Consider the following 24,362-nt stretch of genomic DNA (forward strand, 5'->3'; position numbering starts at 1 on the left):
TGTGGGAGCGAGCCTGCTCGCGAAGAGGCCTGAGGCCGCAGCTTAAATCCTGAAGCTGCCGACCAGATGCTTCAACCGCGCGGCTTGCTGCTCAAGATCCGAACAGGCGCGCAACGTCGCCTGCAGGTTCTCCACCCCTTCCTGATTCAGCGTGTTGATCTCGTTGATATCAACGTTGATCGACTCGACCACGGCGGTCTGTTCTTCGGTCGCGGTGGCTACCGATTGGTTCATGCCGTCGATTTCGCCGATACGCTGGGTCACGCTGCCCAGGCGCTCGCCGGCCTGGTTGGCGATGCCGACGCTGCTTTCGCTCTCGCGCTGGCTCTCGGTCATGATGGTCACCGCCTGGCGCGCGCCGACCTGCAACTCTTCGATCATCTTCTGCACTTGCTGCGCCGAATCCTGGGTGCGGTGCGCGAGGTTGCGTACCTCGTCGGCGACCACGGCGAAGCCACGACCGGCCTCACCGGCGCGCGCAGCTTCGATAGCCGCGTTGAGTGCGAGCAGGTTGGTCTGCTGCGAGATGCTGGTGATCACCTCTAGAATCTGGCCGATGTTCACCGTGTTGCTGTTCAGGGTTTCGATGTTGCCGCAGGAGTCGCTGATCTTTGCCGACAGTTGCTGCATGGCCTGAATGGTTTTATCCACCACCTGCTGGCCATCGACCGCGAGGCTGCGCGCATCGCTGGAGTGTTGCGAGGCGAGGGCGGCGTTTTGTGCGATTTCCTGGGCGGCGGCGCCGAGCTGATTGATCGCGGCGGCGACGCTGTTGGTGCGGCTGGCCTGTTGGTCGGAGTTGTACATCGACGAGTTCGATGCCGCGACCACGCGCAAAGCGACTTCGTTGACCTGGCCGGTAGCCGAGGACACTTCGCGGATCGACGTATGAATGCGTTCGACGAAGCGGTTGAACGAAGTGCCCAGCGCGCCGAATTCATCGTTGCCGTGAATCACCAGGCGCTTGGTCAGGTCGCCTTCGCCTTCAGCGATGTCATGCATCGCGCGGCCCATGGTCAGCAGCGGTTGCATCAGCACGCGAATCAGCATGCCGAGCAGGCCGATGATGATCAGTACGGCGATGACCATGGCGATCAGCGCCGAGGTGCGAAATTCGCTGAGCATCGAGAACGCGGTGTCTTTGTCGAGCACCAGCGCCACGTACCAGTCAGCCGAAGGCACGCCGTTGACGCGCGTGAAGGAAATCAACTGGGTCTTGCCGTCGAACTCGACCTCTTTCAGGCCCGGACTGACTTGAGGCGCGCCGTTCGGATAGGCCTCGGCGAGGGACTTGAGCACCAGCTTGCTGTCCGGGTGGATCAGGATCTTGCCTTCGGCGCTGACGATGAATGCATGACCGTGGCCGCCGAAGTTCAGCGAGTTGATGATCGCGCTGACGCTGGTCAGATCAATGTCGGCACCAGCGACGCCGAGCATCTGGCCCTGACGCTGCACCGGGGTGGCGACGGTGATCACCAGTTTGCCCGACGAAGCGGCGATGTACGGTTCGGTGACGATGGTCTGCTGTGCGCTATTGGCGGCTTTGTACCAGCCGCGCGCCCGTGGATCGTAGTCCGGCGCACGGTTGCCGGCCGGCACCGAGAACATCACGCCGTCGGCACCGCCAAAATAGCTGAGCTGAAAATTGCCGGTGTAGGCGGGCAGGTCAATGATGCGCTTGAGGCTGGCGGGCGCGTTGCCGTCAACGGCGACTTGCTGCGACAGCGATTGCAGCAGCTGAATGCGGCTTTCCAGCCAGGTCTGGATGTTGCTGGTGGTCAGGCTGCCCAGCTCCTGCATGGTCGCTTCGGTGCTGCTGCTCAAGGCCTGACGCTGGCGATAGTCGTTGAAGAAGATGAAACAGGCGAACGCAACGGCCACCACAAGGGCAGCAGCCAGCAGAATCTTGTGGCTGAATTTCATGTTTCTGGTCATCGAATGAACTACCGCGAAGGGGCTGGTCAGGAAAGGGCGGCAATTTGCCATATTCGGCAGCGTTGCGCTGCTCTTATTTCGACCGCGCCGCGCCAAAGATTAGGCGCTTGCGGGGAAAGTCGACGAAATGCTCGACAGCTTCACAAAGTTTTTGATTTATCGGCAAAAGCCAGACGGGCGGGCTGATAAATAGGCGTTCGGGCACGGAACCAGATGACACTTTTCTCTTCTAAGCTTCTGGTTGGCACCATGCCATCCCCCCTCGTTTCAGGAGTTTCACCATGTCGCTGCGATCTATCGCCCTGCTGTCGTTTTGCGTGCTGTTGGCCGCATGCAGCAAGGTCAATCAGGAAAACTACTCCAAGCTCTCGGCCGGCATGGCCAAGTCCGAAGTGGAAACCCTCCTCGGCAAGCCCACCGATTGCTCGGGCGCGCTCGGTATGTCCAGCTGCACCTGGGGCGACAAGAACAGCTTTATCAGCGTGCAGTACGCCGGTGACAAAGTGCTGATGTTTTCCGGCCAAGGCCTGAAGTAAACCGGGGCTTCGCGCCCACGGAGAAAAAAATGAAGCGGTTATTGCTGATCCTTTTCGCTGGCCTGGTACTGGCTGGCTGCGCCACTTCCGGCGTCGACCCGTTGGCGCCCAAGACCGTCGACAGTGTCAATCTCAAGCGTTATCAGGGCACCTGGTATGAACTGGCACGCTTGCCGATGTTCTTTCAGCGCCACTGCGCGCAATCCGAAGCCCACTACACCCTCAAGCCTGACGGTAACGTCGGCGTGCTCAACCGTTGCCTGACCCCGGAGTGGCAGTGGGAAGAGGCCAAAGGCACGGCTTATCCACAGGTGCCGGGTAAGACCGACAAGCTCTGGGTCGAATTCGATAACTGGTTCTCGCGCCTGGTGCCGGGCGTGGCGAAGGGCGAGTACTGGGTGCTGTACGTCAGCGACGATTACAAGACCGCCATCGTCGGCGACCCGAGTCGCAAGTACATGTGGCTGTTGTCACGCACGCCAACCGTTAACGGTGTGGTACGCGAAGAATTGCTGAGCAAGGCGCGTCAGCAGGGTTACGACACCACACGCCTGATCTGGCGCGCGTCGGACCGGCAGATGGCCAAGACGTCCAATTAAGCCTCGTTACAAATCAAATGTGGGAGCGAGCCTGCTCGCGAACGCGGTGTATCAGTCGACATGAATATTGACTGATACACCGCGTTCGCGAGCAGGCTCGCTCCCACAGTTTGGTTTTGGGTCAGCCCAGGAGATCGCGCAGGACCTGGGTGAATGCGCGAGCGCTGTGCTCTTCGCCGGCATGCCGTCCATCGCGCACCACCCACTGACCATTGACCAGCACATCGCGCACCTGTCGATCACCGCCAGCAAACAACCAGCGATTGAGAATCCCGTCCCCCGAAGCCGTCGCCAGATACGGATCGCTACCGTCCAGGACAATCCAGTCCGCGCGCTTGCCCACTTCCAGCGCACCAATCGGTTGCCCCAATGCCTGGGCGCCGCCATCCAGTGCCGCGTCATACAGCGTGCGGCCGACCATCGGTTGGTCCGCACCGTACAAGCGATTGCGCCGCTGATCACGCAGGCGCTGGCCATATTCCAGCCAGCGCAACTCTTCCACCACGCTCAGCGAGACATGGCTGTCGGAGCCAATGCCCATGCGCCCGCCCTGGGCGAGAAAGTCTACTGCCGGGAAAATCCCGTCGCCCAGATTTGCTTCAGTGGTCAGACACAGCCCGGCGATCGCGCGACTGTTGGCCATCAGCGTGACTTCTTGCGGGTTGGCGTGGGTGGCGTGGACTAGACACCAGCGCTGATCGACTTCAGCGTTCTCGTAGAGCCATTGCAATGGACGTCGACCGCTCCAGCTCAGGCAATCGTCGACTTCTTTCTGCTGCTCGCCGATATGGATGTGCACCGGGCATTGTTTGTCGCTGGCCGCCAACACTTCGCTGATTTGCTGCGGCGTCACCGCACGCAACGAGTGGAAACACAGGCCCAACGATTGCGCTTTCTGCTGCGCCAGTAATGGCTGCAAACGCGCTTGCAGATTCAAATAGTTTTCAGTGCTGTTGATAAAGCGACGCTGGCCGTCATTGGGTGTTTGCCCGCCGAAACCGGAATGGCTGTAGAGCACCGGCAGCAGGGTCAACCCGATACCGCTTTCACTCGCGGCCTGGCTGATTCGTAGCGCCAGTTCGGCCGGATCGGCGTACGGCTGGCCGTTGCTGTCGTGGTGCACGTAGTGAAATTCGGCGACCGAGGTGTAACCGGCCTTGAGCATTTCGATGTACAGCTGACGGGCGATGATGCCGAGCTGATCGGGGCTGATCTTTCCGACGAGGCGGTACATCAGATCGCGCCAGGTCCAGAAACTGTCGTTGGGGTTGCCGGCCACTTCGGCCAGTCCAGCCATGGCGCGCTGGAAGGCGTGAGAGTGCAGATTGGGCATTCCCGGCAGCAACGGCCCGCGCAGCCGCTCGGCGCCGTCTGCGCTGGAATCGGCTTGGATTCGGGTCAACAGGCCGTCGGCGCTGACCTCGAGACGTACATTGTTGGCCCATCCGTTAGGCAGCAGTGCGCGTTCGGCAAAGAAGGCGGACATCGTTCGGCACCCCATCGTGTGTTATTTGTATATACATATACAGACGTTTGCCTGCCCGGTAAACTCCGGCAAGCTAGTCACTTTCATCCAATCAACAGGGATCAACCGTGCCGACTCCGCCTCCAGTTTCTCCGTTGGCCGCGAACATGGGCGACAGTCCGGCGCCTTTGTACGCCCGCGTCAAACAGATGATCACCCAGCAGATCGACAGCGGTAACTGGCCGCCGCACTACCGCGTGCCGTCCGAAAGCGAACTGGTCAGCCAGCTCGGCTTCAGCCGCATGACCATCAACCGCGCCCTGCGCGAGATGACCGCCGACGGCTTGCTGGTGCGCATGCAAGGCGTGGGCACGTTTGTCGCCGAGCCGAAGAGCCAGTCTGCGCTGTTCGAAGTGCACAACATCGCCGATGAAATCGCCTCGCGCGGCCATCGCCACACCTGCCAGGTCATCACCCTTGAAGAAGAGGCCGCCGGTTCCGAACGCGCGCTGGCGCTGGACATGCGCGAAGGCCAGAAAGTCTTCCACTCGCTGATCGTGCATTACGAAAACGACATTCCGGTGCAAATCGAAGACCGTTTCGTCAACGCCCTGGTCGCGCCGGAATACCTCAAGCAGGACTTCACCCTGCAAACACCTTACGCCTACCTCAATCAGGTCGCGCCGCTGACCGAGGGTGAGCACGTGGTCGAAGCGATTCTGGCCGAACCGTCGGAATGCAAGTTGCTGCAGATCGAGAAAGGCGAGCCGTGCCTGCTGATTCGTCGCCGCACGTGGTCGGGGCGTCAACCGGTGACGGCGGCGCGTTTGATCCACCCGGGTTCGCGTCATCGTCTGGAAGGGCGCTTTCATAAATGAATCATCAAGTGAAGGTTTTACGCGCTGAAGGTTACCCGCGCATGCCGTGGAAAAACGGCGGCGGCAGCACCGAGGAAATCACTCGTGATGCCGGCACTGGCCTGGACGGTTTCGGCTGGCGCCTGTCGATTGCCGACATCGCTGAATCGGGCGGTTTCTCGACATTCGCCGGTTACCAGCGAGTCATCACCGTGTTGCAGGGCGACGGCATGACTCTGTGTGTCGACGGTGACGATACCCGCCCACTGTTACCGCTCGACCCGTTTGCCTTCAGCGGCGAAAGTCAGGTGTCCTGCACGTTGCTCGGCGGTGCAATTCGCGATTTCAATCTGATCTATGCGCCGCAACGTTACAGCGCGCGGTTGCAATGGCTGGAGGGTGAGCAGCGGTTTTTCAGCTCGGCATCGACGGTGCTGGTGTTCAGTGTCAGTGAGCGGATGGACGTGCGTGTTGGCGACGGCGTTTCGCAGCTCGGTCGGCATGATTGTCTGCAACTGGACGGTAACAGTGGGCTGGTCGAAGTCTCCACCCATGGCGCTTGCTGCATAGTCGAACTTCTCCAAAGCTGACCCCTGTGGCGAGGGGATTTATCCCCGCTGGGTCGCGAAGCGGCCCCATTCCTGGTTAAAAAAAGCGGTCTGCTGCGCAGCCCATCGGGGATAAATCCCCTCGCCACAAGCCATCCCCACTCTTGTTTCCCTCCACGCACCAACTTGTTACCGAACGCCCCAGCGTGGCGCAAAACCACGCTCACTTGGCCCAGCCGTATCTCCTCGGAATCCCCTCCCGGAAAATTTCATCCACGCCAGAACCCTCGATTCAGGCGCTCTCCAGCCTAGCTCGCGATTTTTCCTGAACGCTCCTCCCACAAGTTGGCCGCTTGATTGCATATGCTTGTATGTACAAGTAAAGACGTATGCGTATGAGTCGTCCGAGACTCTCCGCAGCGTCCACTGATTCGCTTGTCGCGCAGCACAGCGCGCAGGCTGCTGCCCACTGCCAGGGTTGGTTTGAATTGATCGCTGAGGAGTCTTTTTCGTGACTGACAATACCCAGAACAGCAACAAGTTTCGTGACGTGCAGATTCGCGCCGCACGCGGTAACACGCTGACCGCCAAGAGCTGGCTGACCGAAGCACCGCTGCGCATGTTGATGAACAACCTCGACCCGGAAGTCGCCGAGAACCCGAAAGAGCTGGTGGTCTACGGTGGCATCGGTCGCGCCGCGCGCAACTGGGAATGCTACGACAAGATCGTCGAGAGCCTGACCAACCTGAACGACGACGAAACCCTGCTGGTGCAATCAGGTAAACCGGTCGGCGTGTTCAAGACCCACGCCAACGCACCGCGCGTTCTGATCGCCAATTCCAACCTGGTGCCGCACTGGGCGAGCTGGGAACACTTCAACGAACTCGACGCCAAAGGCCTGGCCATGTACGGCCAGATGACCGCTGGCAGCTGGATCTACATTGGCAGCCAGGGCATCGTTCAGGGCACCTACGAAACCTTCGTTGAAGCCGGGCGCCAGCATTACAACGCTGACCTCAAGGGCCGCTGGGTGCTCACCGCAGGCCTCGGTGGCATGGGCGGCGCACAACCGCTGGCCGCCACTCTGGCCGGCGCCTGCTCGCTGAACATCGAGTGCCAACAGGTCAGCATCGATTTCCGCCTGAAAAGCCGTTACGTCGATGAGCAAGCCAAAGACCTCGACGACGCTCTGGCGCGCATCGACAAATACACCAAAGAAGGCAAGGCAATCTCCATCGCGCTGCTCGGCAACGCGGCAGAAATTCTCCCGGAGCTGGTCAAACGCGGCGTGCGTCCGGACATGGTCACCGACCAGACCAGCGCCCACGACCCGCTCAACGGTTACCTGCCGGCCGGCTGGAGCTGGGACGAATACCGCGCCCGCGCCAAGACCGAACCGGCCGCTGTGATCAAAGCCGCCAAGCAGTCGATGGCGGTGCATGTGAAAGCCATGCTGGAGTTCCAGAAGCAGGGCATCCCGACCTTCGACTACGGCAACAACATCCGTCAGATGGCTCAGGAAGAAGGCGTCGAAAACGCCTTTGATTTCCCAGGCTTCGTGCCGGCTTACATTCGTCCGCTGTTCTGCCGTGGCATCGGCCCGTTCCGTTGGGCGGCGCTGTCGGGTGATCCGCAGGACATCTACAAAACCGACGCCAAGGTCAAAGAGCTGATCCCCGACGACGCGCACCTGCACAACTGGCTGGACATGGCCCGCGAGCGCATCAGCTTCCAGGGCCTGCCGGCGCGAATCTGCTGGGTCGGTCTGGGCCAGCGCGCCAAGCTCGGTCTGGCCTTCAACGAAATGGTCCGTAGCGGTGAGTTGTCGGCCCCGGTAGTAATCGGTCGCGACCACCTCGACTCCGGCTCGGTGGCCAGTCCCAACCGCGAAACCGAGTCCATGCAGGACGGTTCCGACGCCGTCTCCGACTGGCCATTGCTCAATGCTTTGCTGAATACCGCGAGCGGCGCGACCTGGGTGTCCTTGCACCACGGCGGCGGCGTCGGCATGGGCTTCTCGCAGCATTCGGGGATGGTGATCGTCTGCGATGGTACCGATGAGGCCGCCGAGCGCATTGCTCGTGTGCTGCATAACGACCCGGCGACTGGGGTCATGCGTCACGCCGATGCCGGTTACCCGATCGCCATCGACTGCGCCAAAGAGCAAGGGCTGAACCTGCCGATGATCACCGGCGGCAAGTAATACGCTTTTGCTTCATGTGGGAGCGAGCTTGCTCGCGAAGAGGCCGGCACAGTCAACATTCGTGTCGGCAGACAGATTGCTTTCGCGAGCAAGCTCGCTCCCACAGAAAAGCAGCTCCACCGATGCTCAGTGAACCCGAATAGCAATCCACAGAGGTTGAATCATGGCGGTTAACAACGAACGTGCAGGCACTACCCCGTTGATCGAAAGGCGTTCGATCGACTACATCCCGGAAGCGGAAAGACACGGTCGTCTGTTCAGCCAGTTCACCCTGTGGATGGGCGCCAACCTGCAGATCACTGCGATCGTCACCGGGGCCCTGGCCGTGGTGCTTGGCGGTGATGTGTTCTGGTCGTTGATCGGTCTGCTGATCGGCCAACTGCTCGGCGGTGGCGTGATGGCGCTGCATGCCGCGCAAGGGCCGAAACTGGGCTTGCCGCAGATGATCTCCAGCCGTGTGCAATTCGGCGTTTATGGCGCGGCGATTCCGATCGTGCTGGTGTGCCTGATGTACCTGGGTTTCACCGCCACCGGTACGGTGCTGTCCGGGCAAGCGCTGGGGCAGTTGTTTGGTGTCAGCGACAGTGTTGGCATCCTGATTTTCGCCAGTGTCATCGTGCTGGTGACAGTGCTCGGCTATCGGGTGATCCACTGGATCGGCCGCGTCGCCAGCGTGATTGGCGTGATCGCTTTCGTGTTCCTGTTCTGGCGGCTGATGAGCCAGACCGACGTTGGTGCACTTCTGCAGATTCGTCATTTCAGCTGGAGCAGCTTTCTGCTGGCGGTGTCGTTGGCGGCGTCGTGGCAGATCGCTTTCGGCCCGTATGTGGCGGACTATTCACGCTACCTGCCGAGCGCCACTTCGTCGGTGAAAACCTTCTTCGCCGCTGGTGCAGGTTCGGTGATTGGCGCGCAGGTGGCGATGATCCTCGGCGTATTTGCCGCCGCTTCGGCCAACGGTCAATTTGCCGGTCATGAGGTCGCCTACATCGTCGGCCTCGGCGGTACCGGCGCCACCGCCGCGCTACTGTATTTCAGCATCGCGTTCGGCAAAGTGACCATTTCGACGCTGAACTCCTACGGCAGCTTCATGTGCATCGCCACCATTATCAGTGGCTTCAAAGGGCACCTGACGGTTTCCCGTATGCAGCGGCTGGTGTTCGTGCTGTTCATCGTCGGCGCGGCAACCTTGATCGCCTTGCTCGGGCAGCACTCGTTCCTCGGTGCGTTCAAGTCGTTCATCCTGTTTCTGCTCGCCTTCTTCACACCGTGGAGCGCGATCAATCTGGTCGACTACTACTGCATCACCCGCGAGCGCTACGACGTGCCGGCGCTGGCCGATCCGAACGGCCGCTACGGCCGGTGGAACCTGCTCGGTATCAGCGTCTACGTGTTCGGCGTGCTGGTGCAGTTGCCGTTCATCTCGACCAAGTTCTATACCGGCCCGCTGGTGGCGGCCCTCGGTGATGTGGATATTTCCTGGATCATCGGCCTGGTGCTGCCGGCCGCCGTCTATTACTTCTGCGCAAAGAAATGGCACAGCGCAGTGCCCGATCGCCTGATTCTGCCGGTCGAGCAGAACAGCACCCCACAAGCAAAAAACAGCGGGACCGGTCGCGCTGCGGCGCAGGCCTGATCTGGACGTGGACCAGGCTGGATGCCTCTTGAACTGCCGTAAGCCCATTCATGATTAGGAGCGTCACGACAATGAAATCGAACAAGACCCTGCTGACCACATTGCTGTCCATGGGCCTGTTGGCCAGTGCCGGTGCGACCCAAGCCGCCGGCTGGTGCGAATCGGGCAAACCAGTGAAATTCGCCGGCCTGAACTGGGAAAGCGGCATGCTCCTGACCGACGTGCTGCAAGTGGTGCTGGAGAAAGGTTACGGCTGCAAGACCGACAGCCTGCCGGGCAATTCCATCACCATGGAAAACGCCCTGAGCAGCAACGATATTCAAGTGTTCGCCGAAGAGTGGGTCGGCCGCAGCGAGGTCTGGAACAAGGCCGAGAAGGCCGGCAAGGTCGTCGGTGTCGGCGCGCCGGTGGTGGGTGCGGTCGAGGGCTGGTACGTGCCGCGATATGTGATCGAAGGCGACGCCAAGCGCAAGCTTGAGGCGAAAGCCCCGGACCTGAAGAACATCGCTGACCTGGGCAAATACTCCGCTGTGTTCAAGGACGCCGAAGAGCCGTCCAAGGGCCGCTTCTACAACTGCCCGGCCGGCTGGACCTGCGAGCTCGACAACAGCGAAATGCTCAAGCGCTACGGCCTCGAAAACAGCTACACCAACTTCCGCCCGGGCACTGGCCCTGCGCTGGATGCAGCGGTGCTGTCGAGCTACAAGCGTGGCGAGCCGATCCTCTTCTACTACTGGTCGCCGACGCCGCTGATGGGCCAGATCGATGCGGTCAGGCTTGAAGACCAGGCGCAGGGCAACAAGACCATCAGCATCAAGGTCGGCCTGTCAACAACCTTCCACGACGAAGCCCCGGAACTGGTCGCCGTGCTGGAAAAGGTCAACCTGCCGATCGACCTGCTCAATCAGAACCTCGGGCGCATGGCCAAGGAGCGGATCGAGTCGGCAAAACTGGCGAAAATCTTCCTCAAGGAACATCCTGAAGTTTGGCACGCATGGGTGAGCGACGACGCAGCCAAGAAAATCGACGCGGCCTTGTAGGTCAGGTTTGCCCGGCTGCCAGCACGGCAGCCGGACGCTTGATCGCAACCCCTTGATTGAGAGTCCCTTATGTTTCCCGAAAGCTTTACCTTTTCCATCGCCGACTGGGTCAACGGTTGGGTCGATTCGCTGGTGACCAATTACGGCGATGTGTTCCGCCATATCTCCGACACGCTGCTGTGGGCCATCGTCAGTCTCGAAGGTTTGCTGCGTGCGGCGCCGTGGTGGTTGATGCTGGCAATCGTCGGTGTCATCGCCTGGCACGCCACGCGCAAAGTCGTCACCACCGCCGTGATTGTCGGCTTGCTGTTTCTGGTGGGTGCGGTTGGCCTCTGGGACAAGCTCATGCAGACCCTGGCGCTGATGATGGTCGCGACGATCATTTCGGTGCTGATCGGCATTCCGCTGGGGATCCTCTCGGCGCGCAGCAACCGCCTGCGTTCGGTGCTGATGCCGCTGCTCGATATCATGCAGACGATGCCGAGTTTCGTTTATCTGATTCCGGTGCTGATGCTCTTTGGCCTGGGCAAGGTGCCGGCGATTTTCGCCACGGTGATCTACGCCGCGCCACCGCTGATTCGCCTGACCGATCTGGGCATTCGCCAGGTTGACGGTGAAGTGATGGAAGCGATCAACGCCTTCGGCGCCAACCGCTGGCAGCAACTGTTCGGCGTGCAACTGCCGCTGGCGCTGCCGAGCATCATGGCCGGGATCAACCAGACCACGATGATGGCCCTTTCGATGGTGGTGATCGCTTCGATGATCGGCGCCCGTGGCCTCGGTGAAGACGTACTGGTGGGGATCCAGACCCTCAACGTCGGCCGTGGTCTCGAAGCCGGGCTGGCGATCGTGATTCTCGCGGTGGTCATCGACCGCATCACTCAAGCGTACGGTCGGCCACGCCATGAGGTGAGCAAATGAGCAATGCAAGCGTGAGCAAGATCGAAGTGCGCAACGTCTTCAAGATTTTCGGCAACCGCGCCAAGGATGCGCTGGCCATGGTCGGCCAGGGCAAGAGCAAGGATCAGGTGCTCAACGAAACCGGTTGCGTGGTCGGCGTGAATGACTTGTCGCTGAGCATCGGCACTGGCGAAATCTTCGTGATCATGGGCCTGTCCGGTTCCGGCAAATCCACCCTGGTGCGCCACTTCAATCGCCTGATCGACCCCACCAGCGGGGCGATTCTGGTCGATGGCGAGGACATCCTGCAGTACGACATGGACGCCCTGCGCGAATTTCGCCGGCACAAGATCAGCATGGTGTTCCAGAGCTTCGGCCTGCTGCCGCACAAGAGCGTGCTCGATAACGTCGCCTACGGTCTGAAAGTGCGCGGCGAGAGCAAGCAGATCTGCGCCGAACGCGCGCTGCACTGGATCAACACCGTCGGTCTCAAAGGCTATGAAAACAAATACCCGCACCAGCTCTCCGGCGGCATGCGTCAGCGCGTCGGCCTCGCCCGCGCCTTGGCGGCGGACACCGACATCATTCTGATGGACGAAGCGTTCAGTGCGCTGGACCCGCTGATCCGCGCCGAGATGCAGGACCAGTTGCTCGAACTGCAAAAGACCCTGCACAAGACCATCGTCTTCATCACCCACGACCTCGACGAAGCCGTGCGCATCGGCAATCGCATCGCGATTCTCAAGGATGGCCGGTTGATCCAGGTGGGCACGCCGAGAGAGATCCTGCATTCACCGGCCGATGAGTATGTCGACCGGTTCGTGCAGCGGCGGGCGGCGGTGGTGTGACGCTGAGTGGCCGTTGTGGTGAGGGGATTTATCCCCGTTCGGCTGCGAAGCAGTCGTAAAACCGGCCACTGCGGTCTGTCTGACGGATTTGCGGGCATGGTTTGGGGCGGCTTCGCCACCCAACGGGGATAAATCCCCTCGCCACAGGGTTACCGGCATCAACAGAATTGGTATGAGGTTAGAGATGTCCCAGGCTGAAAAAATCGTTATCACAGGCAGCCCTCTGCGTTGGCAGGACGTGATCGCCGTCGCCCGGCACGGTGCGCCACTGGAACTGTCCAGCGAAACCTGGGCGCGCATCGATAACGCTCAGGCCATCGTCCAGCGCATCGTCGCCAGCGGCGAGCGCGCCTATGGCGTCAACACCGGTCTGGGCGGTCTGTCCAACGTCTCGCTGCAGGACGAACAGCTCAGCCAACTCTCGCGCAACACCTTGCTCAGCCATGCCTGCGGTGTCGGCCCGGTGCTCAGCGACGAGCAGACCCGCGCAATCATCTGCGCTGCGATCCACAACTACAGCCACGGCAAGTCCGGCCTGCATCGGCGTGTGGTCGAAGGGCTGCTGGCGCTGCTCAATCGCGGCATCACCCCGCAGGTGCCGTCGCAGGGTTCGGTGGGTTACCTGACGCACATGGCGCACGTCGGCATCGCGCTGCTCGGCGTTGGCAATGTCAGCTATCGCGGGCGGATCATTCCGGCGCAACAGGCGCTGGCCGAGGAGGGCCTGCAACCCGTGCAGCTCGGCGCGAAGGATGGCTTGTGTCTGGTCAACGGCACGCCGTGCATGACCGGCCTCAGTTGCCTGGCGATTGCCGATGCGACGCGGCTGCTGCAATGGGCCGATGTCATTGGTGCGATGAGTTTCGAAGCCCAGCGCGGCCAGATCGATGCGTTCGATGCAGAGATCATTGCGCTCAAGCCGCATCCGGGCATGCAGCAGGTCGGCAACAATCTGCGCGCCTTGCTCGATGGCAGCGAAGTGATCGCTGCGAGCAAAGGCATTCGCACTCAGGATGCGCTGAGCATTCGTTCGATCCCGCAGGTCCACGGCGCCGCCCGTGATCAACTGGAGCATGCGATCAAACAGGTGGAAGCCGAACTCAACGGCTGCACCGACAACCCGTTACTGCTGGGCACTCCGGACAATTTCCGGGTGATGTCGCAGGCCAACCCGCACGGTCAATCCGTGGCGATGGCGGCCGATCTGCTGGCGATTGCCATGGCCGAAATCGGCTCGATCGCCGAGCGCCGTCTCGATCGTCTGGTGAATCCGCACGTCAGCGGCTTGCCGGCGTTTCTGGTGGCCAATCCCGGGGTCAACTCGGGGATGATGATCGTGCAATACGTCGCCGCCTCGCTGTGTGCGGAAAACCGCCAATTGGCGCAACCGGCGGTGCTCGATAACTACATCACCTCGGGCCTGCAGGAAGACCACCTGAGCATGGGCACCAACGCCGCGCTGAAGCTGCACCGCGCGCTGGAAAACTGCACGCAGATCCTCGCGATTGAATATCTGCTGGCGGCGCAGGCGTTTGAATTCCTCAAGGAACAGCGCTTTGGCGTGGGCACTGACCGCGCGTGGAAACTGCTGCGCGAAACGGTCCCGGCTTACGACCAGGATCGCTTGCTGGCGCCGGATATCGCTGCCGCTGCGACCGTATTGAAACACCCGAATCTGCCGCACAACGTCCTACCGGACTTGCACTGACAACTACCCATACCAGCGTGCCAAGGCGTGGATCGTTCACAAGACGTGAAGCGACGGATAACGGAATGCTCCGGAGCGACTGGTAGTTAATAACAATGCCTGACAGGAGCATTTTAATGACTGCGCTGAACCTGATCCCCGGCCAACTGAGCCTGGCCCAACTGCGTGACGTCTACCAGAACCCGGTCACACTGACCCTCGACAACAGCGCCAGCGCGCAGATCGAGGCCAGCGTCGCCTGCGTCGAGCAGATCCTCGCCGAGGACCGCACCGCCTACGGCATCAACACCGGTTTCGGCCTGCTCGCCTCGACGCGCATCGCCAGTGAAGACCTGGAAAACCTGCAGCGTTCGCTGGTGCTCTCGCACGCTGCCGGCGTTGGCCAGCCGATCAGCGATGACCTTGTGCGATTGATCATGGTGCTCAAGGTCAATAGCCTCAGCCGGGGTTTTTCCGGGATTCGTCGGCAGGTGATCGATGCGCTGATCGCGCTGATCAATGCCGAGGTCTATCCGCACATTCCGCTGAAAGGTTCGGTCGGCGCATCCGGCGATCTGGCGCCGTTGGCGCACATGTCGCTGGTGCTGCTCGGCGAGGGCAAGGCGCGTTACAAGGGTGAATGGCTTGAAGCCACCGAAGCACTGAAAGTCGCCGGCCTGACGCCGCTGACTTTAGCGGCCAAAGAAGGTCTGGCGCTGCTCAACGGTACCCAGGTTTCCACAGCGTTTGCGCTGCGCGGTTTGTTCGAAGGCGAGGATCTGTTTGCCGGTGCACTGGCGCTGGGCAGTCTTACTGTTGAAGCCGTGCTCGGTTCGCGCTCGCCGTTCGACGCGCGCATTCACGCCGCACGTGGGCAGAAAGGGCAGATCGATGCCGCTGCGGCTTATCGCGATCTGCTCGGTGAGCGCAGCGAAGTCTCCGCCTCGCACGAGAACTGCGACAAGGTCCAGGACCCGTACTCGCTGCGTTGCCAGCCGCAAGTCATGGGCGCTTGCCTGACCCAGTTCCGCCAGGCCGCTGAAGTGCTGGCGGTGGAAGCCAACGCGGTTTCCGACAACCCCCTGGTCTTCGCCGCTGAAGGCGACGTGATTTCCGGCGGCAACTTCCACGCCGAACCGGTGGCCATGGCCGCTGACAACATGGCGCTGGCCATCGCCGAAATCGGCTCGCTGAGCGAGCGGCGTATCTCGCTGATGATGGACAAGCACATGTCGCAACTGCCGCCGTTCCTGGTGGCCAATGGCGGGGTGAACTCCGGTTTCATGATCGCTCAGGTCACCGCTGCGGCGTTGGCCAGTGAAAACAAGGCGTTGTCCCATCCACATTCGGTGGACAGCCTGCCGACCTCGGCCAACCAGGAAGATCACGTGTCGATGGCCCCGGCCGCCGGCAAGCGTCTGTGGGAAATGGCCGAGAACACTCGCGGCATTCTCGCCGTGGAATGGCTGGCGGCGGTGCAGGGCCTGGATCTGCGTAACGGTCTGAAGACCTCGCCGAAGCTCGAACAGGCGCGGGCGATTTTGCGCAGGGAAGTGCCGTTTTATGAGAAGGATCGGTTCTTTGCCCCGGACATCAATGCGGCGACTGAATTGCTGGCGTCGCGGTGTTTGACCGAGCTGGTTTCGGCGAAGCTTTTGCCGAGCCTCTAATCCACCCACTGATCGTTCCCACGCAGAGCGTGGGAACGATCACTATAAGAGGAACCGGGATGAAAACCCTCTGGCAACACTGCCACGTCGCAACCATGGCCAACGGCGCCTATTCGATCATCGAGGATGCCGCGATCGTGACATCCGGCACGCTGATCGAGTGGATCGGCCCGCGCACTCAATTGCCGTCCGGCGAATACCCCGCGGTCAATGACCTGCAGGGCGCGTGGGTCACTCCCGGCCTGATCGACTGCCACACCCACACCGTGTTCGGCGGCAACCGCAGCGGTGAGTTCGAAAAACGTCTGCAAGGCGTCAGCTATGCCGAGATCGCCGCGCAGGGCGGCGGCATCGCCAGCACCGTGCGCGCCACCCGTGAAGCCACGGAGGACGAGTTGTTCGCCAGCGCCGCCAAACGTCTGAAAAGCCTGATGCGCGACGGCGTGACCACGGTGGAAATGAAATCCGGCTACGGTCTCGATCTGGCCAACGAGCGCAAGCTGCTGCGGGTCATCCGGCGCCTGGCCGAAGAGCTGCCGATCAGCGTGCGCAGCACTTGCCTGGCGGCGCACGCGTTGCCGCCGGAGTACAAGGATCGCGCCGACGATTACATCGATCTGGTCTGCGAGCAGATGCTCCCGGCCCTTGCCGCCGAAGGTCTGGTCGATGCCGTGGATGCGTTCTGCGAATACCTGGCGTTTTCGCCGGAGCAGGTCGAGCGGGTGTTCGTCGCCGCGCAACAACTCGGTCTGCCGGTGAAACTCCACGCCGAGCAATTGTCCTCGCTGCACGGCTCCAGCCTCGCCGCGCGCTACAAAGCCTTGTCCGCCGATCACCTGGAATTCATGGACGAGGCCGACGCGATCGCCATGGCCGCCGCCGATACCGTCGCCGTGCTGCTGCCCGGCGCGTTCTACTTCCTGCGCGAAACCCAGCTGCCGCCGATGGACGCGCTGCGCAGGCACAAGGTGAAGATCGCCATCGCCAGCGACCTCAACCCCGGCACCTCGCCAGCGCTGTCGTTGCGTCTGATGCTGAACATGGCCTGCACCTGTTTCCGCATGACCCCGGAAGAAGCTCTGGCCGGAGCGACCATCCATGCCGCGCAGGCGTTGGGCATGGCGCAGACCCATGGCTCGCTAGAGGTTGGCAAGGTCGCCGATTTCGTGGCGTGGGACATCGAGCGTCCGGCGGATCTGGCCTATTGGCTCGGTGGCGATCTGCACAAGCGCGTCGTGCGTCACGGCGTTGAATCGAATCTGTAGGAGAGCTGTTGTGGACAAGGTTCTGAATTTCAAACAAGGCCGCGTGCCGTTGCTGATCAGCATGCCCCACGCCGGTGTGCGTCTGACCCCGGCGGTCGAAGCCGGGTTGATCCCCGCGGCGAAGAGTTTGCCGGACACCGACTGGCATATTCCGCAGCTCTACGATTTTGCCGAAGAACTGGGCGCCAGTACCCTGGCGGCTGAGTATTCGCGTTTCGTCATCGACCTCAACCGGCCGTCCGACGACAAGCCGTTGTATGCCGGGGCGACCACCGGGTTGTATCCGGCCACCCTTTTCGACGGCATCCCGTTGTTTCAGGAGGGTCTGGAACCTTCGAAAGAGGAGCGCGTGACTTACCTGGAGCAGATCTGGACGCCGTACCATCGCACCTTGCAGCAAGAGCTGGCGCGACTTAAAGCCGAATTCGGCTACGCGCTGTTGTTCGATGCGCACTCGATCCGCTCGATCATCCCGCACCTGTTCGACGGCAAGTTGCCGGACTTCAACCTCGGCACCTTCAATGGCGCCAGTTGTGATCCGCAATTGGCCAGTCAACTGGAAGCGATCTGCGCTGGGCACGAGCAGTTCACCCATGTGCTTAACGGTCGCTTCAAGGGCGGGCACATCACCCGCCAGTACGGCGCCCCGGCGCAGAACATTCACGCCGTGCAATTGGAACTGTGCCAGTCCACCTACATGGAAGAGTTCGAACCGTTCCGCTACCGCGCCGACCTGGCCGAGCCAACGCGGGGGGTGCTCAGGGAATTGCTGCAGGGACTGCTCGCTTGGGGTGAAAAACACCACAACGCCTGATGCACCCCTGAGCTGCCGAAGGCTGCGATCTTTGATCGTTCCCACGCTCTGCGTGGGAATGCAGCCCGTGACGCTCCGCGTCACTGGACGCGGAGCGTCCCAAGAGGCGTTCCCACGCAGAGCGTGGGAACGATCAGGCCCCGGAGCATGCTCATTGACGCAAATCGGGTTTATGATGCCCAACGGCAGAATAATACGAGTCCCCCCAGGGATGACCTCGACCCCTTACGGAGCGCGCAATGCAGACTTTGTTTCCGCAGATCAAACCCCACGCCCGGCACGATCTGGCTGTCGATGACACCCATACGCTGTACGTCGATGAAAGCGGCTCGCCGGAGGGATTGCCGGTGGTATTCATCCACGGTGGCCCCGGCGCCGGTTGCGATGCGCAGAGCCGGCGCTATTTCGATCCGAATCTGTATCGCATTGTCACCTTCGACCAGCGCGGCTGCGGTCGTTCCACCCCGCATGCGAGCCTGGAAAACAACACCACCTGGGATCTGGTCGAGGATCTCGAGCGCATCCGCAAGCATCTGGGCATTGAAAAATGGGTGCTGTTCGGCGGCTCGTGGGGCTCGACCCTGGCGCTGGCCTACGCGCAAACCCACCCGGAGCGGGTCCACGGTCTGATTCTGCGCGGGATCTTTCTCTGCCGCCCGCAGGAAATCGAATGGTTCTATCAGGCCGGCGCCAGCCGTCTGTTCCCCGATTACTGGCAGGACTACATCGCGCCGATTCCGCTGGACGAGCGCGACGACCTGCTCAGCGCTTTCCACAAACGTCTGACCGGCAACGACCAGATCGCCCAGATGCACGCAGCCAAAGCGTGGTCGACCTGGGAAGGGCGCACCGCGACCCTGCGGCCGAACCCACTGGTGGTCGATCGTTTCTCCGAGCCGCAGCGCGCGTTGTCGATCGCGCGGATCGAATGCCACTACTTCACCAACAACGCCTTCCTTGAGCCCAACCAGTTGATCCGCGACATGGGCAAGATCGCCCACCTGCCCGGTGTGATCATTCATGGTCGCTACGATGTGATCTGCCCGCTCGACAATGCCTGGGAGTTGCATCAGGCCTGGCCGAACAGTGAATTGCAGGTGATCCGCGACGCCGGCCACGCTGCGTCGGAACCGGGCATCACCGATGCGCTGGTGCGCGCCGCGAGCAAAATGGCCCAGCGCCTGCTCGACCTGCCGCTCGAAGAAGCATGAAGGCGCTGTTACAACGCGTACGTGGTGCGCGTGTTGAGGTCGCCGGCGAGACAGTCGGCGCGATCGATCAGGGTTTGCTGGTGCTGGTGGCGGTAGAACCCGGCGACACGCGTACCAGCGCCGACAAACTTCTGCATAAGCTGCTTAACTATCGGGTATTCAGTGACGCCGAGGGCAAGATGAATCTGTCCCTGGCGGATGTGGGTGGCGGGTTGCTGCTGGTCTCTCAGTTCACACTCGCCGCCGACACCAGAAGCGGCCTGCGTCCGAGCTTTTCCACGGCTGCACCGCCGGCGCTGGGTGCTGAGTTGTTCGACTATTTATTGAGCCAGGCGAAACAGGTGCATGGCACTGTGGCATCAGGTAGATTCGGCGCCGATATGCAGGTGCACTTGGTCAACGATGGCCCGGTGACCTTTTTGTTACAGACCTGACAGTGCCTCAAACACCTTTTTCGGAAATTTCGACTGTTTTTAGGCTGTTTTCGCGATAAATACTTTGTTACCCCTGATGCGTTGTCATCCGGGCTACTAGATAATCGCGCGCTGCGGGGATCGACATTCGTTGATCCGTTTTGACTTAGGTAGAGACTTGTCTGGATCCGATTGGGGAATCATTTTGCCCCGGCGGAGTCGGAACATTGCTCGCCAACTTGGCAAGGGTGCCCTGAAAGTTCGGTTTTTCACTGCCGAAAACCCTAAAGGCACTTCATCTGGCCGTTGGTTTATTGATCTGTTTTCGGCGAGGGTTGCTCGTGATTGTTAGTCCCTGTAATGCAGCAAAAATGTCTGCCAAACGCATGCGAAGTGCTCTGGTAGCGGGTTCGGCGCTCCTGTGCCTGCTCAGCGCCGGTCAGCTTTGGGCGTTCAATCTTGACGACGTATCGGCCAAGGCCAAAGAGCTGGCCGGGCAGAAGTTCGAAGCCCCGCGCAGCAACCTGCCGAACGAATTCCGCGAAATGAAGTTCGCGGACTACCAGAAGATCCGCTTCCTCACCGAAAAGGCTGAGTGGGCCGATCAGAAGACGCCGTTCAAGCTCTCCTTCTATCACCAGGGTATGCATTTCGATACGCCGGTGAAAATCAACGAAATCACCGCGAACACCGTCTCGGAGATCAAATACGATCCGAGCCGCTTCGATTTCGGCGATCTGAAATTCGATCCGAAAGCCACCGAACAACTGGGTTACGCCGGTTTCCGTGTGCTGTATCCGATCAACAAGGCCGACAAGCAAGACGAAATCATGACCATGCTCGGCGCGAGCTACTTCCGCGTCGTCGGCAAGGGCCACACCTATGGTCTGTCGGCCCGTGGTCTGGCGATCGACACCGCGCTGCCGTCGGGCGAAGAATTCCCGCGTTTCCGCGAGTTCTGGATTCAACAGCCGAAGCCGGGCGACAAGCACCTGGTGATCTTCGCTCTGCTCGATTCGCCGCGTGCCACCGGTGCCTACCGTTTGATCCTGCGTCCGGGCAGCGACACCATCGTCGACGTCAAGGCGCAGATGTTCCTGCGTGACAAAGTCGGCAAACTGGGCATCGCGCCGCTGACCAGCATGTTCCTGTTCGGCGCCAACCAGCCGTCGAAAGTGCTCAACTACCGTCGTGAACTGCACGACTCCAGCGGTCTGTCGATCCATGCCGGCAACGGCGAGTGGATCTGGCGCCCACTGAACAACCCGAAACATCTGGCCGTAAGCAACTTCAGCGTCGAGAACCCGCGTGGTTTCGGTCTGCTGCAGCGTGGCCGTGACTTCAGCCACTACGAAGACCTCGACGACCGCTACGACAAGCGCCCGAGCGCCTGGATCGAGCCGAAGGGCGAGTGGGGCAAGGGCACTGTCGATCTGGTAGAGATTCCGACCGCTGACGAAACCAACGACAACATCGTTGCGTTCTGGAGCCCGGAAAAAATGCCGGAGCCAGGCCAGCCGCTGGACTTCGCCTACCGTATGCACTGGACCATGGACGAAGCAGCAATTCACGCGCCGGACAGCGCCTGGGTGGCGCAGACCCTGCGTTCGACCGGTGACGTCAAGCAATCCAACCTGATCCGTCAGCCCGATGGCAGCGTTGCCTATCTGGTCGACTTCGAAGGCCCGTCGCTGGCGGCCCTGACGCCGGATGCCGACGTGCGCAGTCAGGTCAGCGTCGGCGACAACGCCGAACTGGTCGAGAACAGCGTGCGCTACAACCCGGAAACCAAGGGCTGGCGCTTGACCCTGCGGATGAAGATCAAGGATCCGAGCAAGGCAACCGAAATGCGCGCCGCCCTGGTTCAGCCAGTGGTTACCGCAGATCTGGCCAAATCGGTGCCGGCCTCCAACTCGTCGGTCGCCAAGGCTGACAAGGTTGCCGCCAAGCAACAGGAAAAACTCGACAAGGAAGCCAAGGCCGCCGAAGCCAAACAGGCTGAAGCCAAGCCTGCAGTCGACGCCAAGGACAAGGCCAATAAAGACGCCAAGCAGCCAGTCGCTGCCGACGCGGCCCCAGCCACACCGGAATCGGCGCCGACTGAAGAAGTCCTGACCGAGACCTGGAGCTATCAGTTGCCTGCCGATGAGTAATTCACCAGTACAGCCAGAGACTCTGTCCGAGTATCTGGCGCATCTGCCGATGACCGACGAGCAACGCGCGGAACTCGCGGGTTGCCAGTCGTTCAGCGAGCTGCATGAACGCCTGTCATCCTCGACATTCGACGCCCCTGCCGAAGCCGCCCAGGCTTCGGTGGGCAAGCGTCTGACCCTGAGCACTGCCGAAGAACTGGCTGAAGCGGAAATGCTGGTGCTCGACGCCAGTGGTCGGGTCAGCCTCAAGGCGACGCCGCCGATCCGCCGTACCAAGGTGGTGCCGGAGCCGTGGCGCACCAATATCCTGGTGCGTGGCTGGCGCCGTCTGACCGGGCGCACCAACCCGCCGCAGCCGCCGAAGGACGCCAATGTCCTGCCGGCCGCGCGCTGGCGCACCGTCGGTTCGATCCGCCGCTATATCCTGTTGTTGCTGATGCTTGGCCAGACCATCGTTGCCGGCTGGTACATGAAAGGCATCATGCCGTATCAGGGCTGGTCGTTCGTCGATCTGGATGAAGTCCTGCATCAGCCGCTGCTGCAAACCGCCACGCAAGTGCTGCCGTACGCGCTGCAAACCAGCATCCTGATTCTGTTCGGGATTCTGTTCTGCTGGGTGTCGGCCGGTTTCTGGACCGCGCTGATGGGCTTCCTCGAGTTGCTCACTGGTCACGATAAATACCGTATCTCCGGGAAAAGCGCCGGTAACGAGCCGATTCCGAAAGATGCGCGCACTGCGCTGGTCATGCCGATCTGCAACGAAGACGTGCCGCGCGTATTCGCCGGTCTGCGTGCGACGTTCGAATCGGTCGCCGCTACCGGTGATCTGGATCGCTTCGACTTTTTCGTCCTCAGCGACAGTAACGACACCGATATCTGCGTCGCCGAGCAACAGGCGTGGCTGGATGTCTGCCGCGAAGCCAAGGGCTTCGGCAAGATTTTCTATCGCCGTCGTCGCCGTCGTGTGAAACGCAAGAGCGGCAACCTCGACGACTTCTGCCGTCGTTGGGGCGGTGACTACAAATACATGGTCGTGCTCGACGCCGACTCGGTGATGAGCGGCGAATGCCTGACCAGTCTGGTGCGCCTGATGGAAGCCACGCCGGACGCCGGGATCATCCAGACCGCGCCGCGTGCGTCGGGCATGGACACCCTGTATGCGCGCATGCAGCAGTTCGCCACCCGCGTGTACGGCCCGCTGTTTACCGCCGGTCTGCACTTCTGGCAGTTGGGTGAATCCCACTACTGGGGGCACAACGCGATCATCCGCATGAAGCCGTTCATCGACCACTGCGCCCTGGCGCCGTTGCCGGGCAAGGGCGCGTTCTCCGGTGCGATCCTGTCCCACGACTTCGTCGAAGCTGCACTGATGCGCCGTGCCGGTTGGGGCGTATGGATTGCCTACGACTTGCCGGGCAGTTACGAAGAGTTGCCGCCGAACCTGCTCGACGAGCTCAAGCGTGACCGTCGCTGGTGCCACGGCAACCTGATGAACTTCCGCCTGTTCCTGGTCAAGGGCATGCACCCGGTGCACCGCGCGGTGTTCCTCACCGGCGTGATGTCGTACCTGTCGGCGCCGTTATGGTTCTTCTTCCTGGTGTTGTCGACGGCGCTGCTGGCGGTGAACACGCTGATGGAGCCGCAGTACTTCCTCGAACCGCGTCAGCTCTATCCGCTGTGGCCGCAATGGCACCCGGACAAGGCCATCGCGCTGTTCTCGACGACCATCGTGCTGCTGTTCCTGCCGAAGCTGTTGAGCATCATCCTGATCTGGGCCAAGGGCGCGAAGGAGTTCGGCGGCAAGTTCAAGGTGACCCTGTCGATGCTGCTGGAGATGCTGTTCTCCATGCTGCTGGCGCCGGTGCGGATGATTTTCCACACCCGCTTCGTCCTCGCCGCGTTCCTCGGCTGGGCCGCGACCTGGAATTCGCCGCAGCGTGACGACGACTCGACGCCGTGGAGCGAAGCGGTCAAGCGCCACGGTCCGCAGACGTTGCTGGGCTTCTTGTGGGCGCTGCTGGTGATCTGGCTGAACCCGAGCTTCCTCTGGTGGCTGGTGCCGATCGTCGGTTCGCTGATGCTGTCGATCCCGGTATCGGTGATCTCCAGCCGTGTCGGCCTTGGTCTGAAGACCCGTGACGAGAGCCTGTTCCTCATCCCCGAGGAATACAATCCGCCACAGGCCTTGCTGGCAACCGATCAGTACACCCACGAGAACCGCTATCACGCCCTCAACGACGGCTTCGTCCGCGCCGTGGTCGATCCTCAGCAGAACGCCTTGGCGTGCTCGCTGGCGACCTCGCGTCACGGCCAGGCCGAGCCGATCGAGTGGCTGCGTCAGGAACGCGTGCGTCACGCGATCAAGGTCGGCCCGGCCGGGCTGAACAACCATGATCGCCTGCAACTGCTTAGCGACCCTGTCGCACTGGCACGCCTGCACGAGCAGGTCTGGGCCGAAGGTCACGCCGAGTGGCTCGACGCCTGGCGCGCTTCGGTGAAAGCCGATCCGCATGCGCCGTTGCTGCCGCTGCGACCGGTGAGCCTGCAGGCTCAGCCGGCCTGATGAAATTGCCCCGCGAATG

General features: G+C 61.4%; 19 protein-coding genes. 17 read left to right on the plus strand and 2 right to left on the minus strand.

Going from position 1 to position 24,362, the window contains the following annotated elements:
* Positions 1–42: 42 nt before the first annotated feature.
* Positions 43–1,935 (minus strand): methyl-accepting chemotaxis protein, encoded by a 1,893-nt coding sequence (locus tag ACZ0AZ_RS10625; RefSeq protein WP_463537344.1) that lies wholly within the window; start codon positions 1,933–1,935, stop codon positions 43–45.
* A gap of 281 nt (positions 1,936–2,216) precedes the next feature.
* Here ACZ0AZ_RS10625 and ACZ0AZ_RS10630 point away from each other — a divergent pair, with 281 nt between their 5' ends.
* Positions 2,217–2,471, plus strand: a complete 255-nt coding sequence (locus ACZ0AZ_RS10630) for a hypothetical protein (protein ID WP_016772095.1) — start codon at positions 2,217–2,219, stop codon at positions 2,469–2,471.
* Positions 2,472–2,500: 29 nt separating this feature from the next.
* Entirely contained in the window at positions 2,501–3,070 is a 570-nt protein-coding gene (locus tag ACZ0AZ_RS10635; protein WP_039756616.1) for a lipocalin family protein, read from the plus strand.
* Positions 3,071–3,191: 121 nt separating this feature from the next.
* Here the strand turns inward: ACZ0AZ_RS10635 and ACZ0AZ_RS10640 are convergent, their stop codons facing one another.
* The gene (locus ACZ0AZ_RS10640; protein WP_463537345.1) at positions 3,192–4,556 is read right to left on the minus strand and encodes a formimidoylglutamate deiminase; all 1,365 of its coding nucleotides are present in this window, start codon (positions 4,554–4,556) and stop codon (positions 3,192–3,194) included.
* A 146-nt stretch (positions 4,557–4,702) separates the two neighbouring features.
* On the opposite strand from ACZ0AZ_RS10640, the gene hutC reads away from it, so the two are divergent.
* The 15 genes from hutC to mdoH all read left to right on the plus strand — a co-directional run bounded on the left by hutC (position 4,703) and on the right by mdoH (position 24,343).
* The gene (gene hutC, locus ACZ0AZ_RS10645) at positions 4,703–5,413 is read left to right on the plus strand and encodes a histidine utilization repressor (protein WP_162803449.1); all 711 of its coding nucleotides are present in this window, start codon (positions 4,703–4,705) and stop codon (positions 5,411–5,413) included.
* Complete coding sequence (locus ACZ0AZ_RS10650) at positions 5,410–5,982, plus strand: HutD/Ves family protein (protein WP_463537346.1); 573 nt, start codon at positions 5,410–5,412, stop codon at positions 5,980–5,982. Before hutC ends, ACZ0AZ_RS10650 begins: the two co-directional genes overlap by 4 nt.
* Positions 5,983–6,451: 469 nt before the next feature.
* Positions 6,452–8,143, plus strand: a complete 1,692-nt coding sequence (gene hutU, locus ACZ0AZ_RS10655; protein ID WP_463537347.1) for a urocanate hydratase — start codon at positions 6,452–6,454, stop codon at positions 8,141–8,143.
* 163 nt (positions 8,144–8,306) lie between these two features.
* A complete protein-coding gene (locus ACZ0AZ_RS10660) occupies positions 8,307–9,779 on the plus strand; it encodes a purine-cytosine permease family protein (protein ID WP_129998287.1) in 1,473 nt (490 codons plus the stop codon).
* 71 nt (positions 9,780–9,850) lie between these two features.
* Positions 9,851–10,819: an ABC transporter substrate-binding protein gene (locus tag ACZ0AZ_RS10665; protein WP_463537348.1), complete on the plus strand. Its 969-nt coding sequence runs from the start codon at positions 9,851–9,853 to the stop codon at positions 10,817–10,819.
* Positions 10,820–10,888: 69 nt separating this feature from the next.
* Complete coding sequence (locus tag ACZ0AZ_RS10670; protein WP_016772087.1) at positions 10,889–11,740, plus strand: ABC transporter permease; 852 nt, start codon at positions 10,889–10,891, stop codon at positions 11,738–11,740.
* On the plus strand, positions 11,737–12,567 hold the full coding sequence (locus ACZ0AZ_RS10675) for a quaternary amine ABC transporter ATP-binding protein (RefSeq protein ID WP_052269055.1): 831 nt from the start codon (positions 11,737–11,739) through the stop codon (positions 12,565–12,567). Before ACZ0AZ_RS10670 ends, ACZ0AZ_RS10675 begins: the two co-directional genes overlap by 4 nt.
* Positions 12,568–12,751: 184 nt before the next feature.
* On the plus strand, positions 12,752–14,275 hold the full coding sequence (gene hutH, locus ACZ0AZ_RS10680; RefSeq protein WP_463537349.1) for a histidine ammonia-lyase: 1,524 nt from the start codon (positions 12,752–12,754) through the stop codon (positions 14,273–14,275).
* 116 nt (positions 14,276–14,391) lie between these two features.
* Positions 14,392–15,924 (plus strand): histidine ammonia-lyase, encoded by a 1,533-nt coding sequence (hutH, locus tag ACZ0AZ_RS10685; protein WP_463537350.1) that lies wholly within the window; start codon positions 14,392–14,394, stop codon positions 15,922–15,924.
* 59 nt (positions 15,925–15,983) lie between these two features.
* The gene (gene hutI, locus ACZ0AZ_RS10690; protein WP_129998284.1) at positions 15,984–17,189 is read left to right on the plus strand and encodes an imidazolonepropionase; all 1,206 of its coding nucleotides are present in this window, start codon (positions 15,984–15,986) and stop codon (positions 17,187–17,189) included.
* A 10-nt stretch (positions 17,190–17,199) separates the two neighbouring features.
* A complete protein-coding gene (hutG, locus tag ACZ0AZ_RS10695) occupies positions 17,200–18,003 on the plus strand; it encodes an N-formylglutamate deformylase (RefSeq protein ID WP_129998283.1) in 804 nt (267 codons plus the stop codon).
* A 239-nt stretch (positions 18,004–18,242) separates the two neighbouring features.
* The gene (gene pip / locus ACZ0AZ_RS10700) at positions 18,243–19,214 is read left to right on the plus strand and encodes a prolyl aminopeptidase (protein ID WP_056787286.1); all 972 of its coding nucleotides are present in this window, start codon (positions 18,243–18,245) and stop codon (positions 19,212–19,214) included.
* Positions 19,211–19,648: a D-aminoacyl-tRNA deacylase gene (dtd, locus tag ACZ0AZ_RS10705; protein ID WP_463537351.1), complete on the plus strand. Its 438-nt coding sequence runs from the start codon at positions 19,211–19,213 to the stop codon at positions 19,646–19,648. The genes pip and dtd overlap by 4 nt, the downstream gene beginning before the upstream one ends.
* A gap of 350 nt (positions 19,649–19,998) precedes the next feature.
* On the plus strand, positions 19,999–21,780 hold the full coding sequence (locus ACZ0AZ_RS10710; RefSeq protein ID WP_165368394.1) for a glucan biosynthesis protein G: 1,782 nt from the start codon (positions 19,999–20,001) through the stop codon (positions 21,778–21,780).
* Entirely contained in the window at positions 21,773–24,343 is a 2,571-nt protein-coding gene (gene mdoH, locus ACZ0AZ_RS10715) for a glucans biosynthesis glucosyltransferase MdoH (protein ID WP_130910699.1), read from the plus strand. Before ACZ0AZ_RS10710 ends, mdoH begins: the two co-directional genes overlap by 8 nt.
* Positions 24,344–24,362 lie beyond the last annotated feature (19 nt).

It is taken from the genome of Pseudomonas sp. AC239 (assembly GCF_979258545.1).

What these genes read in the sequence shown, in the direction of transcription:
- pip (WP_056787286.1), top strand. Translation starts at nt 18,243, where the DNA reads ATGCAGACTTTGTTTCCGCAGATCAAACCCCACGCCCGGCACGATCTG.
- ACZ0AZ_RS10650 (WP_463537346.1), top strand. Translation starts at nt 5,410, where the DNA reads ATGAATCATCAAGTGAAGGTTTTACGCGCTGAAGGTTACCCGCGCATG.
- ACZ0AZ_RS10675 (WP_052269055.1), top strand. Translation starts at nt 11,737, where the DNA reads ATGAGCAATGCAAGCGTGAGCAAGATCGAAGTGCGCAACGTCTTCAAG.
- ACZ0AZ_RS10710 (WP_165368394.1), top strand. Translation starts at nt 19,999, where the DNA reads ATGTCTGCCAAACGCATGCGAAGTGCTCTGGTAGCGGGTTCGGCGCTC.
- ACZ0AZ_RS10670 (WP_016772087.1), top strand. Translation starts at nt 10,889, where the DNA reads ATGTTTCCCGAAAGCTTTACCTTTTCCATCGCCGACTGGGTCAACGGT.
- hutI (WP_129998284.1), top strand. Translation starts at nt 15,984, where the DNA reads ATGAAAACCCTCTGGCAACACTGCCACGTCGCAACCATGGCCAACGGC.
- ACZ0AZ_RS10665 (WP_463537348.1), top strand. Translation starts at nt 9,851, where the DNA reads ATGAAATCGAACAAGACCCTGCTGACCACATTGCTGTCCATGGGCCTG.
- ACZ0AZ_RS10640 (WP_463537345.1), bottom strand. Translation starts at nt 4,556, where the DNA reads ATGTCCGCCTTCTTTGCCGAACGCGCACTGCTGCCTAACGGATGGGCC.
- hutH (WP_463537349.1), top strand. Translation starts at nt 12,752, where the DNA reads ATGTCCCAGGCTGAAAAAATCGTTATCACAGGCAGCCCTCTGCGTTGG.
- ACZ0AZ_RS10625 (WP_463537344.1), bottom strand. Translation starts at nt 1,935, where the DNA reads ATGACCAGAAACATGAAATTCAGCCACAAGATTCTGCTGGCTGCTGCC.
- hutH (WP_463537350.1), top strand. Translation starts at nt 14,392, where the DNA reads ATGACTGCGCTGAACCTGATCCCCGGCCAACTGAGCCTGGCCCAACTG.
- ACZ0AZ_RS10635 (WP_039756616.1), top strand. Translation starts at nt 2,501, where the DNA reads ATGAAGCGGTTATTGCTGATCCTTTTCGCTGGCCTGGTACTGGCTGGC.
- ACZ0AZ_RS10660 (WP_129998287.1), top strand. Translation starts at nt 8,307, where the DNA reads ATGGCGGTTAACAACGAACGTGCAGGCACTACCCCGTTGATCGAAAGG.
- mdoH (WP_130910699.1), top strand. Translation starts at nt 21,773, where the DNA reads ATGAGTAATTCACCAGTACAGCCAGAGACTCTGTCCGAGTATCTGGCG.
- dtd (WP_463537351.1), top strand. Translation starts at nt 19,211, where the DNA reads ATGAAGGCGCTGTTACAACGCGTACGTGGTGCGCGTGTTGAGGTCGCC.
- hutC (WP_162803449.1), top strand. Translation starts at nt 4,703, where the DNA reads ATGGGCGACAGTCCGGCGCCTTTGTACGCCCGCGTCAAACAGATGATC.
- ACZ0AZ_RS10630 (WP_016772095.1), top strand. Translation starts at nt 2,217, where the DNA reads ATGTCGCTGCGATCTATCGCCCTGCTGTCGTTTTGCGTGCTGTTGGCC.